Genomic DNA, 15,092 nt, shown 5'->3' with positions numbered 1-15,092 from the left:
GTGCTCCTTCTCGGTGCTGTCACCCTTGTCGTGCTCCTTGGACCACTCGTCGCCACTGACGAGCGACAGGGCACCGGAGCCGGTGTGCATGCCGCCGCTCGGCTTCTCGTGGTCCTTCTCGTACCGGCCGCCCTTGTCGTGCTCCTTCTCGGTGCTGTCACCCTTGTCGTGCTCCTTGGACCACTCGTCGCCACTGACGAGCGACAGGGCACCGGAGCCGGTGTGCATGCCGCCACTCGGCTTGCCGTGGTCGCTCTCCTTGCTGTGGGAGGAGCCGTCCCAGTCGCCGGTGGTGATCGCGTAGGCGCCGGGTGCGGCGAGCGCCAGGGTGCCGGCGGTGGCAGCCGCGGCGAAGAGAATGCGGGCAGAGCGCATCGTTGGACTTCCTTCCGTACGCCGCGTCAGATGACCAAGTGTCAGCTTCCGGTTACGCGGCGACACGGCTCACCGTCGGTCGCCGACGGACGGCCTGCCACTCGGGATGGTGCATATGGGCTCACGGCGCCCGAAAGAGGGCGCCTTCGCGGGCCGGGCTCACGCGGAAGCGCTCGGATTTTCGGCGCGTTGTGCGGCGTGTCACACGCGGGGGTCACGGGATCCTCGTGCGATCCTCGGACTGGCTTCACCCTCGCGTTCCGCCGAGAGGCCGTGGTCGAGAAGACCGGGCCCGATACGCGCGAAGACACCCCGTCAGAGGTGCCTTCGCAGGTCAGAACGTTTTTCTTCGGTGGGGCGGGTGGGACTCGAACCCACGGCCGACGGATTATGAGTCCGCTGCTCTAACCGGCTGAGCTACCGCCCCGAACGGTGAGGCGCGTACATGTGTGCGCGCCGTCTGCCGCAGCATAGCCGCTCATACGATCTCCTGCTTCGGATGATCGGCTCTGCTCGACCATGAAGACCGCGTCGCGCTCCGCATGGTTCCCGGAGACGCGAAAAAGGACCCCGAAGGGTCCTCTTCCGACTTGCTCCCCCGACTGGACTCGAACCAGTAACCCTCCGGTTAACAGCCGAATGCTCTGCCAATTGAGCTACAGGGGATCGCGCTCCCCCGACTGGACTCGAACCAGTAACCTGCCGGTTAACAGCCGGCTGCTCTGCCAATTGAGCTACAGGGGATTGCTGCGTTGCACCGATCGGATCCACCTCGGACCTTGCCGGGCGGCGCTCGCTCGCTGCGAGACATACATTAGCGCAAGCAGGGGGGTGCTCCGCCAATCGGTATCCCCAGGGCCTCCAGGGAAGGATCGCTTCCGTGCGGTACAAGCTGACGTTCGTCGTGGGGCTCGCCCTCGGTTACGTGGTCGGAACGCGGGCCGGACGCGAGCGCTACGAGCAGATGAAGAAGTCCGCGAAGGACTTCGCGCGCAATCCCGCCGTGCGGAACGCCGCGGAGTCCGCCGCCCAGACCGGGCGCCAGGCCGCGGGCAAGGCCGCGCACCTGGTGGGCGACAAGGTGGGCGACCGGCTGCCGTCCTCCGTGACCGACCGGGTCCACGCGCTGCGCGAGCGCGGCCGGGTCAACGGCAAGGTCGACGAAGAGGACTGGGGCACCAGCAACACCTGACCCCCCGCGTGCGGCAGAATCATGTGTCATGGGGATAGTCGCCGGACTGGACAGCTCTGCGGAGTTCACACGCATCGTCGTCTGTGACACGGACACGGGTGCCGTACTGCGGCAGGGGTACGCCGCACATCCCGGCGAACCCAAGGCCGCCGACGTCGATCCGCAGACCTGGCTGCTCTCGCTCGGGGAGGCCGCCGCCGGCGGGCTCCTGGAGGGCGTGGAGGCCATCGGCGTCTCCGCGCAGCAGCACGGCCTCGTGCCGCTCGACGCACAGGGCGGCCTGGTGCGACCCGCGCTCGTCCGCAACGACAAGCGGGCGCAGGTCGCCGCCGCCGACCTCGTCGAGTCGCTGGGCGGACGGCAGGCCTGGGCCGAGGCCGTCGGCAGCGTGCCCGGCGCCGGGCAGCCGGTCGCCAAGCTGCGCTGGCTGGCCCGTACGGAGCCGGAGAACGCCCAGCGCGTCGCCCTGGTGCTCCAGCCCCACGACTGGCTCGTCTGGCAGCTCCTCGGCCGGCCCGCCCGCCGCACCACCGACCGCGGCGCCGCGTCCGGCACCGGCTACTGGTCGGTCCGCACCGGCACGTACCGCCCTGACCTCGTCGATCTCGCCCTCGGACACCAGGCCGTGCTGCCCGAGGTCCTCGGGCCCTCCGACGCCGCCGGCATCACCCCCGAGGGCCTCCTCGTCTCGGCCGGCACCGGCGAGACGATGGCCGCGGCGCTCGGCCTCGGGCTCGGCCCCGGCGACGCGGTGGTCTCGCTCGGCGCGTCCGGCTCCGTGATGGCCGTCCACCACGAGGCGCTCGCCGACCCCAGCGGCGTGATCACCTCCTTCGCCGACGCCACCGGCATGTTCCTGCCGGTCGTCTCCACCTCGAACGCGGTGCGGGCGCTGCGCGGCACCGCCGAGATGCTGGGCGTGGAGTCGCTCGACGAGCTGTCGGCGCTGGCCCTGAAGTCGACGCCCGGCGCGTCCGGGCTCGTCCTGCTGCCCTACCTGGAGGGCGAGCGGACCCCCTCTCTGCCGCACGCCGCGGGCACGCTCAGCGGGCTGCGGCGCGAGTCGATGAGGCCCGAGCACCTCGCGCGGGCGGCCTTCGAGGGGATGCTCTGCGGGCTCACCGACGCGATGGACGTGCTGCGCGGCCGGGGCGTCGAGGTCCGGCGGGTGTTCCTGCTCGGCGCGGCGGCCGCCCTTCCGGCGGTGCAGGCCCTCGCTCCGGCGCTGTTCGGCGCCCAGGTCGTCGTCCCGCAGCCGGCCGACTACGCGGCGCTCGGCGCGGCCCGGCAGGCCGCGTGGGCGCTCGGGGTCGCGCGGGGCACGCTGTCCCCGTCCGCTCCCCCTGCCTGGCAGGGTGCCGTGGCGCAGATCCTGGAGCCCGGCGAGGACCTGGCGGCCGGGCAGGCGGTGCGCCAGCAGTACGTGGCGACGCGGGAGCAGATCCACCCGGGCGCGTTCGGCCGCTGAGCGGGCCGGGCCCGGGGGCGCACACAGGTTCGTAAAGTCTTGCCCAGGGCTGCGCCCGCACCCCGAAACCGAGTCGTAACGCTTCAGGGGTGCGGGCGATAGTAGGAGCCGTGCTCATAAGACTTCTCCGAACCCACCTGCGGCCCTATCGAAAACCCATCGCGCTGCTCGTCCTCCTGCAGTTCCTGCAGACCTGCGCGAGCCTCTACCTGCCGACCCTGAACGCCGACATCATCGACAACGGTGTCGTCAACGGGGACACCGGCTACATCCTGCGTTCCGGCGCCCTGATGGTCGGCGTCTCCGTCGTCCAGGTCGTCTGCAACATCGGAGCCGTGTACTACGGCGCGCGGACCGCCTCGGCGCTCGGCCGGGACGTCCGCGGCGCGGTCTTCGACCGGGTGCAGTCCTTCTCCGCCCGGGAGCTGGGACACTTCGGCGCGCCCTCGCTGATCACCCGTACGACCAACGACGTGCAGCAGGTCCAGATGCTGGTCCTGATGGCGTTCACCCTGATGGTCTCGGCGCCCATCATGTGCGTCGGCGGCATCGTGATGGCGCTCGGCCAGGACGTGCCCCTGTCGGCCGTGCTGCTCGCGGTGGTGCCGGTCCTCGGCATCGCCGTCTCGCTGATCGTGCGCAAGATGCGGCCGCTGTTCCGGACCATGCAGGAGCGGCTCGACACGGTGAACCGGGTGCTGCGCGAGCAGATCACCGGCAACCGCGTCATCCGCGCCTTCGTGCGGGACGGGTACGAGGAGGAGCGCTTCCGCGGCGCCAACCGCGACCTCACCGACGTGTCCCTGGCGACCGGGCGGCTGATGGCGCTGATGTTCCCGACGGTGATGACCGTCGTGAACGTCTCCAGCGTCGCCGTGGTCTGGTTCGGCGCGCAGCGCATCGACAGCGGCGGGATGGAGATCGGCGCGCTGACCGCCTTCCTCGCCTATCTGATGCAGATCGTGATGGCCGTCATGATGGCCACCTTCATGTTCATGATGGTGCCGCGTGCCGAGGTCTGCGCGGAGCGCATCGAGGAGGTCCTCGGGACCGAGACGAGCGTCGTGCCGCCGGCCGAGCCGGTGACGAAGCTGCTGCGGCGCGGGCACCTGGAGGTCAGGAGCGCGGACTTCCGGTACCCGGGCGCGGAGGAGTCGGTCCTCAAGGACGTGGCGCTGGTCGCCCGGCCCGGTGAGACCACCGCGATCATCGGTTCGACGGGCAGCGGCAAGTCGACGCTGCTCGGGCTCGTGCCCCGGCTCTTCGACGCGACCGGCGGCGAGGTGCTGGTCGACGGCGTGGACGTGCGGAAGCTCGACCAGAAGCTGATGGCGCGGACCGTGGGGCTCGTCCCGCAGAAGCCGTACCTGTTCTCGGGGACGGTGGCGACGAACCTGCGGTACGGGAAGCCCGACGCGACCGACGAGGAGCTCTGGCACGCCCTGGAGGTCGCCCAGGCCAAGGACTTCGTGTCCAGGCTGGAGGGCGGTCTGAACGCCCCCGTCGCGCAGGGCGGCACCAATGTGTCCGGCGGGCAGCGGCAGCGGCTCGCGATCGCGCGGACGCTCGTGCAGCGACCGGAGATCTATCTCTTCGACGACTCCTTCTCCGCGCTCGACTACGAGACGGACGCCCTGCTCCGTGCCGCGCTGGCCCGGGAGACGGCGGACTCGACCGTGGTGATCGTCGCGCAGCGCGTGTCGACCATCCGGGACGCCGACCGGATCGTCGTCCTCGACGAGGGCCGGGTCGTGGGCACCGGACGGCACCGCGAGCTGATGGCGGAGAACGAGACGTACCGGGAGATCGTGCTCTCCCAGCTGACCGAGGCGGAGGCAGCCTGATGGCCGGTCCTGGCGGACGCATGATGGCCGGTGGCGGCCCCGACCAGCGGTCGATGGACTTCAAGGGCTCGGGAAAGCGGCTGCTGAAGCAGCTGGCGCCGGAGCGCGGCACGCTCTGGGCGATGCTGATCGCCGGCGTGCTGTCGGTGGCGGCCTCCGTGGTCGGTCCGAAGGTCCTCGGCAAGGCGACGGACCTGATCTTCGCGGGCGTCGTCGGGCGGAACATGCCCGAGGGCGTCACGAAGGCGCAGGCCCTGGAGAAGCTGCGGGCCGACGGTGACGGCGGCATGGCCGACATGCTGTCCGGGGTCGACTTCACACCCGGCAAGGGCATCGACTTCGGTGCGGTCGGCGGGGTCCTGCTGTGGGTCCTCGCGATCTACGTGGCGGCGGGCCTGCTCATGCTGGTCTCCACCCGCCTGTCGATCAAGGTGATCAACCGGACGGTCTACCGGATGCGGGAGGACGTCCAGACGAAGCTGGCGCGGCTCCCCCTGTCGTACTTCGACAAGGCGAAGCGCGGCGAGGTGCTGTCCCGGGCGACCAACGACATCGACAACATCTCGCAGACGCTCCAGCAGTCGATGGGCCAGCTGGTCAACTCGCTGCTCACGATCGTCGGCGTGCTCTTCATGATGTTCTGGATCTCGCCGCTGCTCGCCCTGGTGGCGCTGGTGACGGTCCCGGTCTCGGTGTTCGTCGCGGCGAAGATCGGCAAGCGCTCGCAGCCGCACTTCGTGCAGCAGTGGAAGTCCACGGGCGCGCTGAACGCGCACGTGGAGGAGATGTACACCGGGCACAGCCTGGTGAAGGTGTTCGGCCGGCAGGACGAGTCCGCGGAGGACTTCCGCGAGCAGAACGAAGCCCTGTACGAGGCCGGGTTCAAGGCGCAGTTCAACAGCGGCGTGATGCAGCCGGTGATGTTCTTCGTGTCGAACATCAACTACGTCCTGGTGGCCGTGGTCGGCGGTCTGCGGGTCGCGACGGGCAGCCTGTCCATCGGCGACGTGCAGGCCTTCATCCAGTACTCGCGCCAGTTCTCGATGCCGCTGACGCAGGTCGCGTCGATGGCGAACCTGGTGCAGTCCGGTGTCGCCTCCGCGGAGCGGATCTTCGAGCTGCTCGACGCGGAGGAGCAGGAGCCGGACTCCCCGAAGAGCGAGACGGGGACATCCCCGGCCGAAGGCTGGGGGACGGTCGACCTCAAGGGCAAGGTCGCCCTGGAGGGCGTCTCCTTCCGGTACGAGGCGGACAAGCCGCTCATCGAGGACCTGTCGCTCACCGTCGACCCGGGCCAGACGGTCGCGATCGTCGGCCCGACGGGCGCCGGCAAGACGACCCTGGTGAACCTGCTCATGCGGTTCTACGAGGTGACGGGCGGCCGGATCACCCTGGACGGGGTGGACGTCGCGAAGATGTCCCGCGAGGACCTGCGCAAGGGCATCGGCATGGTCCTCCAGGACACCTGGCTCTTCGGCGGCACCATCGCGGACAACATCGCGTACGGCGCCACGCGCGCGGTGACCCGTGCCGAGGTCGAGGAGGCGGCGCGCGCCGCGCACGCCGACCGTTTCATCCGGACCCTGCCCGAGGGGTACGACACGGTGGTCGAGGACGACGGGGCGGGGGTCAGCGCGGGCGAGAAGCAGCTGATCACCATCGCCCGGGCGTTCCTGTCGGACCCGGTGATCCTCGTCCTCGACGAGGCGACGAGCTCGGTCGACACCCGGACCGAGGTCCTGATCCAGAAGGCGATGGCGCGCCTGGCCCACGGCCGGACGAGCTTCGTCATCGCGCACCGGCTCTCCACGATCCGGGACGCGGACGTGATCCTGGTGATGGAGAACGGCTCGATCGTCGAACAGGGCACGCACGAGGAGCTGTTGGCGTCCGGAGGGGCCTACGCCCGGCTGTACGCGGCGCAGTTCGCGCAGGCGGTCGCCGAGGTCGACTGACGCCCCGCGCGAGCGGGAGACCGGCCGGTCAGGGTGCGGGCACGGGACCACCGGGGCGGAAGCGCTCCACCCCGACGATGTGCCGCACCTTGACCGGGCGGACGACCACGCCGACCCGCCGCTCTCCCGGCATGAGCCACTCGAAGCGTTCGGTGCCGAGGTACTTGCGGGCCAGCCGGTCCATCATCGCGTGGGCCTCCTCGCCCTCGACGAAGCGGGAGACGACGCCGCTGATCTGGACCCGGTCGAAGGGGTCGGCGGCGTCGGCGTGCGAGAGGTAGACCCGGGGGTCGTTGCGGAGGTTCTCCTCCTTCACCCGGCCCACCGAGGTGTTGAACATCAGCTCCCCCTCGCCCTCCAGGTCCACCCACATGGGGCTGACCTGGGGGGCGCCGTCGGCGAACACGGTGCCGACGTACCAGATGTGGGGGGCGAGGAGGCGGGCCCGGACGGCCGCGTCGAAAGTCGCTGTCATTCCGGGGCCCCTACCCACGCTCAGTCCAGATAGCCGCGGAGCTGGTCGGCGTAGGCGTGGTCGCGGAGCTTGTTGAGGGTCTTGGACTCGATCTGGCGGATGCGTTCGCGGGTGACGCCGAAGATGCGGCCGATCTCCTCCAGGGTGCGGGGCCTGCCGTCGTCGAGGCCGTAGCGGAGCTGGACGACCTTCCGTTCGCGCTCGCCGAGGGTGGACAGGACGTCCTCCAGGTGGCGGCGGAGCAGCAGGAAGGCGGCGGACTCGACGGGTGAGGCGGCGTCGCCGTCCTCGATGAGGTCGCCGAGGGCGACGTCCTCCTCCTCGCCGACGGGCGCGTGCAGCGAGACGGGTTCCTGGGCGAGGCGGAGGACCTCGCCGACCCGCTCGGGGGCCAGGTCGAGCTGGGCGGCGACCTCTTCGGCGGTGGGTTCGTAGCCGCGTTCCTGGAGCATGCGCCGCTGGACGCGGATGACCCGGTTGATGAGCTCGACGACGTGCACGGGGACGCGGATGGTCCGGGCCTGGTCGGCGAGGGCCCGGGACATGGCCTGGCGGATCCACCAGGTGGCGTAGGTGGAGAACTTGTAGCCGCGCGCGTAGTCGAACTTCTCGACGGCCCTGATGAGGCCGAGGTTTCCCTCCTGGACGAGGTCGAGCATGGTGAGGCCGCGGCCCACGTACCGTTTGGCGACGGAGACGACGAGGCGGAGGTTGGCCTCGATGAGCTTGCGCTTGGCGATCCGGCCGAGGACGACGAGCCGGTCCAGATCGCCCGCCAACTGACTGTCTAGGTCGGGGGTGTTGGTGAGTTTCTCCTCGGCGAAGAGTCCGGCCTCGACGCGGCGCGCGAGGTCGACCTCCTCCTCGGCGCTGAGCAGCGGGATGCGGCCGATCTCGCGCAGGTACTGGCGGAAGAGGTCGGAGGAGGGGCCGTTGCCGCCGGGGTCGCCGGTGCGGCGGCGCTGGACGGGTATCTCGGGGAGTTCGGCCTGCTCGTCCGGTTCGGTGGTCTGGATCGTCTGGATCTCGGTCTGCACGGCGGGCGACCTCCAGGGAGGGGCGGAACGGCTCCGTCACCCAGTGTGGGGTACGACACATCGCCGCCACGAGGGGCGTGCGGTGACTTTTTGAGTCCGGACCGTGACCGACGGTCAGAGTGCGGCGGCGCCGTGCGCTTGCAGCGCCGCTCTGTACTGCTGGAGGACGAAGACCTCCTGCTGCGCTGCAGTCACCTGCTCAGGGCTCGTGTGGCTGAGCCGCTTCAACGCGGCGTTGAGCTGATCGATACGGCGATCCACCGCACGCCGCCGGACCTCGACCAGCTGCACGGACGCGTAGACCTCGTCCGCGCCCTTGGCAGCGAGGATCCTCTCCACAGCGAGCTCGCGCACGAGGGTACGGACAGTGTCGTTGGGCGCGGCTGCGAGAACGACGTCCATGTAGTCGGCGGGGGCGCCGTCGGCACCGCCCGCGTCCTGGATGCACTGGCGGACGGCCGCGTACGGCGGAGCGGTGAACTCGTCCACCCCGTATGCGTCGAAGAAAGGCGAGACCAGCTCGGGCCGCTGCAACGCAAGCTTGAGGAGTTCCCGCTCGGTGCGGTGGGCGGCACTGCGCAGGTTGAGCGCGGGACCAACGGGGGCCGTGGGGGCCGGTACGTCCTCGTACGAGCGCTGCCGAGCAGGCTGCGGAGCATCACCCTTGCCGCGCTGCCACTGGGCGATCCGGCTGACCCGCCGCACGACGAACTGATCTTCCATGATGCCGAGCAGCCCTGCAAGCTTGACTGCAACCCTCTGACGCATCGAGGGGTCCTTCAGCTTCGCGACGATCGGGGCGGCCTCGTTCAAGGCGGCAGCCTGACCCGCCGGGGTCTCCAGGTCGTAGCGGCGGACGATCTGGCGGAGGGCGAACTCGAAGAGCGGGGTGCGGGGCTGGACGAGCTCCGCGACGGCCTCGTCGCCCTTGGCGAGGCGGAGTTCGCAGGGGTCCATGCCGTCGGGGGCGATGGCGATGTACGTCTCGGCGGCGAACTTCTGGTCGTCCTCGAAGGCGCGCAGGGCGGCCTTCTGGCCGGCGGCGTCGCCGTCGAAGGTGAAGATGACGCGGGCCGAGCCGTTGTCCATGAGGAGCCGGCGGAGGATCTTGATGTGGTCGCCGCCGAAGGCGGTGCCGCAGGTGGCGATGGCGGTGGTGACGCCGGCGAGGTGGCAGGCCATGACGTCGGTGTAGCCCTCGACGACGACGGCGCGGCTGACCTTGGCGATGTCCTTCTTGGCCAGGTCGATGCCGTAGAGCACCTGGGACTTCTTGTAGATCGGCGTCTCGGGCGTGTTGAGGTACTTGGGGCCGTTGTCGTCGTCGCGGAGCTTGCGCGCGCCGAAGCCGACGATCTCGCCGCCCACGTCCTTGATCGGCCACATGAGCCGGCCGCGGAAGCGGTCGATGGGGCCGCGGCGGCCGTCCTGGGAGAGGCCGGAGAGGATCAGTTCCTTGTCGGAGAAGCCCTTGCCGCGCAGGAAGCGGGTGAGGTGGTCCCAGCCGGCCGGGGAGTAGCCGACGCCGAAGTGCTCGGCGGCGGCCTGGTCGAAGCCGCGCTCGGCGAGGAACTTCCGGCCGATCTCGGCCTCGGCGGAGCCGAGTTGTCCGGCGTAGTACTCGGCGGCGATCTTGTGGGCCTCGATCAGGCGGATGCGCTCCCCGCGCTGGTGGCCGGGGTTGTAGCCGCCTTCCTCGTACCGCAGCGTGATGCCCGCCTTCGCGGCGAGGCGCTCGACGGTCTCCGAGAAGGAGAGGTGGTCGATCTTCATCACGAAGGCGATGGTGTCGCCGCCCTCCTGGCAGCCGAAGCAGTGGAAGAGTCCCTTGCTGGGGCTGACCTGGAAGGAGGGCGACTTCTCGTCGTGGAAGGGGCAGAGACCCTTGAGGTTTCCGCCGCCCGCGTTGCGCAGCTGGAGGTACTCGGACACGACGGCGTCGATCGGGACCGCGTCCCGTACCGCCTTCACGTCGTCATCGTTGATCCTGCCTGCCACGCATGAAGTCTACGGGTGTCCCGCCCCCTTCAGATCAGGCTCTCCAGGGGTACGGAGGGGTCGGCGAGGGCCTCCGGGTCCACGGCCGTACGGGCCCTGATGAGGTCCTGGACCGGGCCTGTGACGTCCCACACATTCACGTTCATGCCGGCGAGCACCCGGCCCTCCTTGAGCCAGAAGGCGATGAACTCGCGCTTGCCGGTGTCGCCGCGGACCACCACCTGGTCGTACGTGCCCGGGGGCGCCCAGCCGGAGTACTCCATGCCCAGGTCGTACTGGTCGGAGAAGAAGTAGGGCACCCGGTCGTACGAGACGTGCTGCCCGAGCATGGCGCGGGCGGCGGCCGGGCCGCCGTTGAGGGCGTTGGCCCAGTGCTCGACGCGGAGCCGGGTGTGCAGCAGCGGGTGGTGGGCGGCGGCCACGTCGCCCGCGGCGTAGATGTCGGGGTCGGAGGTGCGCAGGGACTCGTCGACGGCGATGCCGCCGCCGTCGGCGCGGTCGACGAGGGCGAGCCCGGAGTTCTCGGCGAGGACGGTACGGGGCGCGGCGCCGATCGCGGCGAGGACGGCGTGCGCCGGGTGTTCCTCGCCGTCGTCGGTGCGGACGGCGAGGACCATGCCGTCCTGGCCGACGATCTCGGTGAGCCGGGCGCCGAAGTGGAAGCGGACGCCGTGGTCGGTGTGCAGGTCGGCGAAGAGCTGGCCGAGCTCGGGGCCGAGGACCCGGTGCAGCGGGGTGGGGTCGGCCTCGACGACGGTGACCTCGGCGCCGTAGCCGCGGGCGGCGGCGGCGACCTCCAGGCCGATCCAGCCGCCGCCGGCGATCACCAGGTGGCCGTTGTCCCGGCCGAGGCCGGCGAGGACCTGGCGGAGCCGGTCGGCGTGGGCGAGGCGGCGCAGGTGGTGGACGCCGGCGAGCTCGGTGCCGGGGACGTCGAGGCGGCGGGGTTCGGCGCCGGTGGCGAGGAGCAGCTTGTCGTAGCGGATGACGGTGCCGTCGCCGAGGCGGACGGTGCGGGCCTCGCGGTCGATCGCGGTGACGGACTGGTTGAGGTGGAGCTCGACGTCGTTCGCCGCGTACCAGGCGGCCTCGTGGACGAAGACGCTGTCGCGCTCCTTGGCGCCGGTCAGGTAGCCCTTGGAGAGCGGTGGGCGCTCGTACGGGTGGTCGCGTTCGTCGCCGATGAGGATCACCCGGCCGTTGAACCCCTCGGCGCGCAGGGTCTCCGCAGCTTTGGCCCCTGCCAGGCCCCCGCCGACGATGACAAAGGTCTGATCTGCGTCGACCACGTCGTTTCCTCCTCATTGCGACCGGTTCCAACCTACGCCCCCGGGCGTTCGTGCCGTCGTACCTCTCCGGGCCGTGCCTGCGAGGGTCCCGTACGGAGGGTGGTGACGGAAGAGGGCCGTACCGGCCCGCACCCGCTAGCGGGGGGTGCGGAGGCGGGCGTGCAGGGCGCGGGCGGAGGCGTCGGTGAGGTTGGCGATCTGGTCGACGAGGACGCGCTTGCGGGCCCGGTCGTCGGGGGCGGTGTCGAACGCGGCCCGGAACTGCGGTTCGAGTCCGTCGGGGGCGCGGGCGGCGAGGGCCTCGGCGAGTTCGGCGACGACGATCCGCTGGTCGGCGCGGAGCGCCTCCTGCTCGGCGCGCTGCATCACGTACCGGTCGGCGACGGCCTTGAGGACCGCGCACTCGTTGCGGGTGGCGCGGGGGACGACGAGTTCCGCGGCGTAGCGCGTGAGCCGGCCGGAGCCGTAGGTCCCGCGGGTGGCGCCCTCGGCGGCGAGGCAGAAGCGGCCGATGAGCTGGCTGGTGGCGTCCTTGAGGCGGGCCTGGGCGACGGCCGAGCCGTCGTACCCGTGCGGCCACCACTCCTGGTCGACGAGCCGGTCGAGGGCCTCGGCGAGCTCCTGCGGGTCGGTGTCCTCCGGTACGTAGCGGCCGATGGCGACGGCGAAGACGTCGGCGCGCTCGGGCTCGGCGTAGAGCATGTTGGGGTCGATGTGCCCCGCGTGCAGTCCGTCCTCGAAGTCGTGGACCGAGTAGGCCACGTCGTCCGACCAGTCCATGACCTGGGCCTCGAAGCACTTGCGGTGCGCGGGGGCGCCCTGCCGGATCCACTCGAAGACGGGCAGGTCGTCCTCGTACACGCCGAACTTGGGCGAGCCGGGGTCCTCGGGGTGACCGCCGCGCGCCCAGGGGTACTTGGTGGCGGCGTCGAGGGCGGCGCGGGTGAGGTTGAGCCCGACGCTGACGAGGTCGCCCTCGTCGTCCTTGACGAAGCGCTTGGGCTCGATGCGGGTGAGGAGCCGGAGCGACTGGGCGTTCCCCTCGAAGCCGCCGCAGTCCTTGGCGACGTCGTTGAGCGCCTGCTCGCCGTTGTGCCCGAAGGGCGGGTGGCCCATGTCGTGGGAGAGGCAGGCGGCTTCCACCAGGTCGGGGTCGCAGCCGAGGGCGGCCCCCAGCTCGCGGCCGACCTGGGCGCACTCCAGGGAGTGGGTGAGCCGGGTGCGGGGGCTGGCGTCCCAGGCGTGGCTCCTGGTGCCGGGGGTGACGACCTGCGTCTTGCCGGCGAGCCTGCGCAGCGCGGAGGAGTGCAGCACGCGGGCGCGGTCGCGCTGGAAGGCGGTCCGCCCGGGGCGTTTGTCGGGCTCGGCGGCCCAGCGCTCGGTCGCGGCGGTGTCGTATCCGGGGGTGTCGGTGATGTCTGCGCTGTCCTTGGTGTCCTCGATGCCTTCCATGTCTCGACGGTAACCGGAGGGACCGACAGAAGAGCTCAGACGGCGGCGAGTTCCCTCGCGGGATGGGTGGTGCGGGCCTGGTCGTAGCGGTGCAGGACGAGCCGGGCGAGGGCCGGGTGCGCGCCGAGCGGCGCGGAGGAGAGCCAGGGGGCGTGGGCGGCGGCCCGGGTCGCGAAAAGGCCGGGGGCGGTGAAGCAGGAGGCGACGGCGATCCGGTGGCGGCCGCGGGCGGTCAGCGCGCGGACGGCCTCGGGGACGGTGGGGGCGGCCGCGGAGGCGTACGCGGGGACGACGGGGACGCCGCCGAGGCGCTCGCCGAGCCGGGCGGCGATCCGGCGGGTCACGGCGCCGGACCGGGGGTCGCGGGAGCCCGCGGAGGCGAGGACGACGCCGTCTCCCGCGCCGGGGGTCCAGCCGGCCTCGGTGAGGCGGTCGGCGAGGGCCTCGACGAGGAGGGGGTGGGCGCCGAGGGGTTCGGCGAGGCGGGCCGGGGTGCCGGCGAGGGCGGCGGGCAGGTCGTGGGTGACGTGGTGGCCGGGGGCGAGGAGGAGGGGGACGAGGACGGCGTGCTCGACCTCGGCGAGCGCCTCGTCGAGGAGCGGGGCGTTCAGCTCGATGTGGGCGAGGCGGACGTCGAGCCCGGGGCGGAGCTCGCGGACCCGGTCGAGGAGCCGGGAGAGGGTGGCGCGGGCGCGCGGGTCGCGGCTGCCGTGGCCCACGGCGAGGAGGGTGGGGGCGTCGGTCATGGGCGGTGGGCCTCCTCGTCGGGCTTCGGGTGCCGCTCGGGCTTCTGGTCCAGCTCGGGCCGCTGGGGCAGCTCGGGCCGCTGGTGCAGCTCGGGCTTCTGGTGCTTCTCCTGCTTCTGGTGCTTCTCCTGCCGGCGGCCGTACGGACGCACCTCGGCCAGTCGCGCCGAGAGCTGTCCGGCGATCCTGTCGAGCAGTCCCGCGGCGGGGGCGAACGCGCTCTCCGGCTCCGTCATGCGCCGATCGTGGCGGGGCGGCGTTGCCTGGCCGTTTCCGGCGCGTGACGTGTCGTGGGCGCCCCCCTCACGCCGGCCGGACCGCGCGTGTGCCGGTGGCACCCCGCGGGGCGGGCGCCGAGAATGGGAGGGCCGACCGCGGGACGACGGTGCCCCGCTCATCCGGCAGGGATGCAGGTGACCGCGTATGTGCCGGTGGCTCGCGTACTGGGGAACTCCAGTGCTGCTCGACACGATCCTGTACAAGCCGGCCCACTCCCTGATCGACCAGAGCCTGCACTCCAAACTGGGCGTGGAGACCACGAACGGCGACGGCTTCGGCGTCGGCTGGTACTCGGCGCACAACGAGACCCCGGCCCTGCTGAGGGACGTCGGCCCGGCCTGGAACAACCGCAATCTGCGGGAGCTGGCGGACCACGTCCGGTCCCCGCTGTTCTTCGCCCACATCCGGGCGTCGACGGGGAGCGCGGTGCAGCAGTCGAACTGCCACCCCTTCCGGCACGGCCGCTGGATGTTCATGCACAACGGCGCCATCGACGGGTTCTCCCGCATGCGCCGCGACCTCGCGCTGCTCGTCGACCCCGGGCTGTACGCCGACATCGAGGGCACCACGGACTCCGAGGTGATGTTCTACCTGGCCCTGACCTTCGGGCTGGACCGGGACCCGCCCTCCGCCGTCGCCGCGATGGCGGGGGTGGTGGAGCGGGTCGGCCGGGAGCACGGGGTGGAGTTCCCCCTCCAGATGACGCTGGCCGTCACCGACGGTGAGCGCGTCTGGGCCTTCCGCTACTCCACGGCCGGCGCCTCCCGTTCGCTGTTCTACAGCAGCCGGGTGGACGCCCTGCGACGGCTCCACCCGGACCTCGGGTTCCTGCAGCACGTGTCGGGCGAGACGCGCCTCATCGTGTCCGAACCCCTCGGTGACCTGCCCGGGGCGTGGAACGAGGTGCCGGAGAACAGCTACGGCGTGGTCCAGCCGGGGAACGACGAGCTGCACCGGTTCGCGCCCGCGGCGGCGTGAGCTC

At 71.4% G+C, this 15,092-nt stretch carries 12 protein-coding genes, 3 tRNA genes and 1 pseudogene; 5 read left to right on the top strand and 11 right to left on the bottom strand.

Annotated elements, in window-relative coordinates; all coding sequences use genetic code 11:
* From ABTY59_RS06250 to ABTY59_RS06235, 4 genes and pseudogenes are all read right to left on the bottom strand, one after another.
* Nucleotides 1-375, bottom strand: a pseudogene (locus tag ABTY59_RS06250) (hypothetical protein); the annotation flags it as partial.
* A 353-nt stretch (nucleotides 376-728) separates the two neighbouring features.
* Nucleotides 729-802, bottom strand: a tRNA-Ile gene (locus ABTY59_RS06245).
* Nucleotides 803-968: 166 nt separating this feature from the next.
* Nucleotides 969-1,041 (bottom strand) — tRNA-Asn (locus ABTY59_RS06240).
* A 5-nt stretch (nucleotides 1,042-1,046) separates the two neighbouring features.
* Nucleotides 1,047-1,119, bottom strand: a tRNA-Asn gene (locus tag ABTY59_RS06235).
* Between the two features lie 136 nt (nucleotides 1,120-1,255).
* On the opposite strand from ABTY59_RS06235, the gene ABTY59_RS06230 reads away from it, so the two are divergent.
* From ABTY59_RS06230 to ABTY59_RS06215, 4 genes are all read left to right on the top strand, one after another.
* The gene (locus ABTY59_RS06230; protein ID WP_352017717.1) at nucleotides 1,256-1,567 is read left to right on the top strand and encodes a YtxH domain-containing protein; all 312 of its coding nucleotides are present in this window, start codon (nucleotides 1,256-1,258) and stop codon (nucleotides 1,565-1,567) included.
* A gap of 28 nt (nucleotides 1,568-1,595) precedes the next feature.
* Nucleotides 1,596-3,035, top strand: coding sequence for an FGGY family carbohydrate kinase (locus ABTY59_RS06225; protein ID WP_352017716.1), 1,440 nt, complete (start codon nucleotides 1,596-1,598; stop codon nucleotides 3,033-3,035).
* Between the two features lie 110 nt (nucleotides 3,036-3,145).
* Entirely contained in the window at nucleotides 3,146-4,879 is a 1,734-nt protein-coding gene (locus ABTY59_RS06220) for an ABC transporter ATP-binding protein (protein WP_352017715.1), read from the top strand.
* Nucleotides 4,879-6,834, top strand: coding sequence for an ABC transporter ATP-binding protein (locus ABTY59_RS06215; RefSeq protein ID WP_352017714.1), 1,956 nt, complete (start codon nucleotides 4,879-4,881; stop codon nucleotides 6,832-6,834). Before ABTY59_RS06220 ends, ABTY59_RS06215 begins: the two co-directional genes overlap by 1 nt.
* 28 nt (nucleotides 6,835-6,862) lie before the next feature.
* Here the strand turns inward: ABTY59_RS06215 and ABTY59_RS06210 are convergent, their stop codons facing one another.
* From ABTY59_RS06210 to ABTY59_RS06180, 7 genes are all read right to left on the bottom strand, one after another.
* Nucleotides 6,863-7,309, bottom strand: coding sequence for a TIGR03618 family F420-dependent PPOX class oxidoreductase (locus tag ABTY59_RS06210; protein WP_352017713.1), 447 nt, complete (start codon nucleotides 7,307-7,309; stop codon nucleotides 6,863-6,865).
* 20 nt (nucleotides 7,310-7,329) lie between these two features.
* The gene (locus tag ABTY59_RS06205) at nucleotides 7,330-8,346 is read right to left on the bottom strand and encodes an RNA polymerase sigma factor (protein WP_352017712.1); all 1,017 of its coding nucleotides are present in this window, start codon (nucleotides 8,344-8,346) and stop codon (nucleotides 7,330-7,332) included.
* 114 nt (nucleotides 8,347-8,460) lie between these two features.
* Nucleotides 8,461-10,344: a DNA primase gene (gene dnaG, locus ABTY59_RS06200; RefSeq protein WP_352017711.1), complete on the bottom strand. Its 1,884-nt coding sequence runs from the start codon at nucleotides 10,342-10,344 to the stop codon at nucleotides 8,461-8,463.
* A 29-nt stretch (nucleotides 10,345-10,373) separates the two neighbouring features.
* Entirely contained in the window at nucleotides 10,374-11,633 is a 1,260-nt protein-coding gene (locus tag ABTY59_RS06195) for an NAD(P)/FAD-dependent oxidoreductase (protein ID WP_352017710.1), read from the bottom strand.
* 135 nt (nucleotides 11,634-11,768) lie between these two features.
* Nucleotides 11,769-13,085, bottom strand: a complete 1,317-nt coding sequence (locus tag ABTY59_RS06190; RefSeq protein ID WP_352017709.1) for a deoxyguanosinetriphosphate triphosphohydrolase — start codon at nucleotides 13,083-13,085, stop codon at nucleotides 11,769-11,771.
* Between the two features lie 35 nt (nucleotides 13,086-13,120).
* Nucleotides 13,121-13,831: a sirohydrochlorin chelatase gene (locus ABTY59_RS06185; RefSeq protein WP_352017708.1), complete on the bottom strand. Its 711-nt coding sequence runs from the start codon at nucleotides 13,829-13,831 to the stop codon at nucleotides 13,121-13,123.
* On the bottom strand, nucleotides 13,828-14,067 hold the full coding sequence (locus ABTY59_RS06180; RefSeq protein ID WP_352017707.1) for a hypothetical protein: 240 nt from the start codon (nucleotides 14,065-14,067) through the stop codon (nucleotides 13,828-13,830). The genes ABTY59_RS06185 and ABTY59_RS06180 overlap by 4 nt, the downstream gene beginning before the upstream one ends.
* 187 nt (nucleotides 14,068-14,254) lie before the next feature.
* Here ABTY59_RS06180 and ABTY59_RS06175 point away from each other — a divergent pair, with 187 nt between their 5' ends.
* The gene (locus tag ABTY59_RS06175) at nucleotides 14,255-15,088 is read left to right on the top strand and encodes a class II glutamine amidotransferase (RefSeq protein ID WP_352017706.1); all 834 of its coding nucleotides are present in this window, start codon (nucleotides 14,255-14,257) and stop codon (nucleotides 15,086-15,088) included.
* The last annotated feature ends 4 nt before the right edge of the window (nucleotides 15,089-15,092 follow it).

The sequence above is a fragment of the Streptomyces sp. NPDC096079 genome (genome assembly GCF_040303145.1).
In the GTDB taxonomy this organism is placed as follows: domain Bacteria; phylum Actinomycetota; class Actinomycetes; order Streptomycetales; family Streptomycetaceae; genus Streptomyces.
The sequence above is the reverse complement of the archived record's forward strand: the minus strand, read 5'-3'. Positions and strand labels throughout refer to the sequence as shown.

Excerpts from the sequence above, each read along its gene's own strand:
- ABTY59_RS06175 (WP_352017706.1), top strand. The coding sequence starts at position 14,255 with ATGTGCCGGTGGCTCGCGTACTGGGGAACTCCAGTGCTGCTCGACACG.
- ABTY59_RS06180 (WP_352017707.1), bottom strand. The coding sequence starts at position 14,067 with ATGACGGAGCCGGAGAGCGCGTTCGCCCCCGCCGCGGGACTGCTCGAC.
- ABTY59_RS06185 (WP_352017708.1), bottom strand. The coding sequence starts at position 13,831 with ATGACCGACGCCCCCACCCTCCTCGCCGTGGGCCACGGCAGCCGCGAC.
- ABTY59_RS06215 (WP_352017714.1), top strand. The coding sequence starts at position 4,879 with ATGGCCGGTCCTGGCGGACGCATGATGGCCGGTGGCGGCCCCGACCAG.
- ABTY59_RS06190 (WP_352017709.1), bottom strand. The coding sequence starts at position 13,085 with ATGGAAGGCATCGAGGACACCAAGGACAGCGCAGACATCACCGACACC.
- ABTY59_RS06210 (WP_352017713.1), bottom strand. The coding sequence starts at position 7,309 with ATGACAGCGACTTTCGACGCGGCCGTCCGGGCCCGCCTCCTCGCCCCC.
- ABTY59_RS06225 (WP_352017716.1), top strand. The coding sequence starts at position 1,596 with ATGGGGATAGTCGCCGGACTGGACAGCTCTGCGGAGTTCACACGCATC.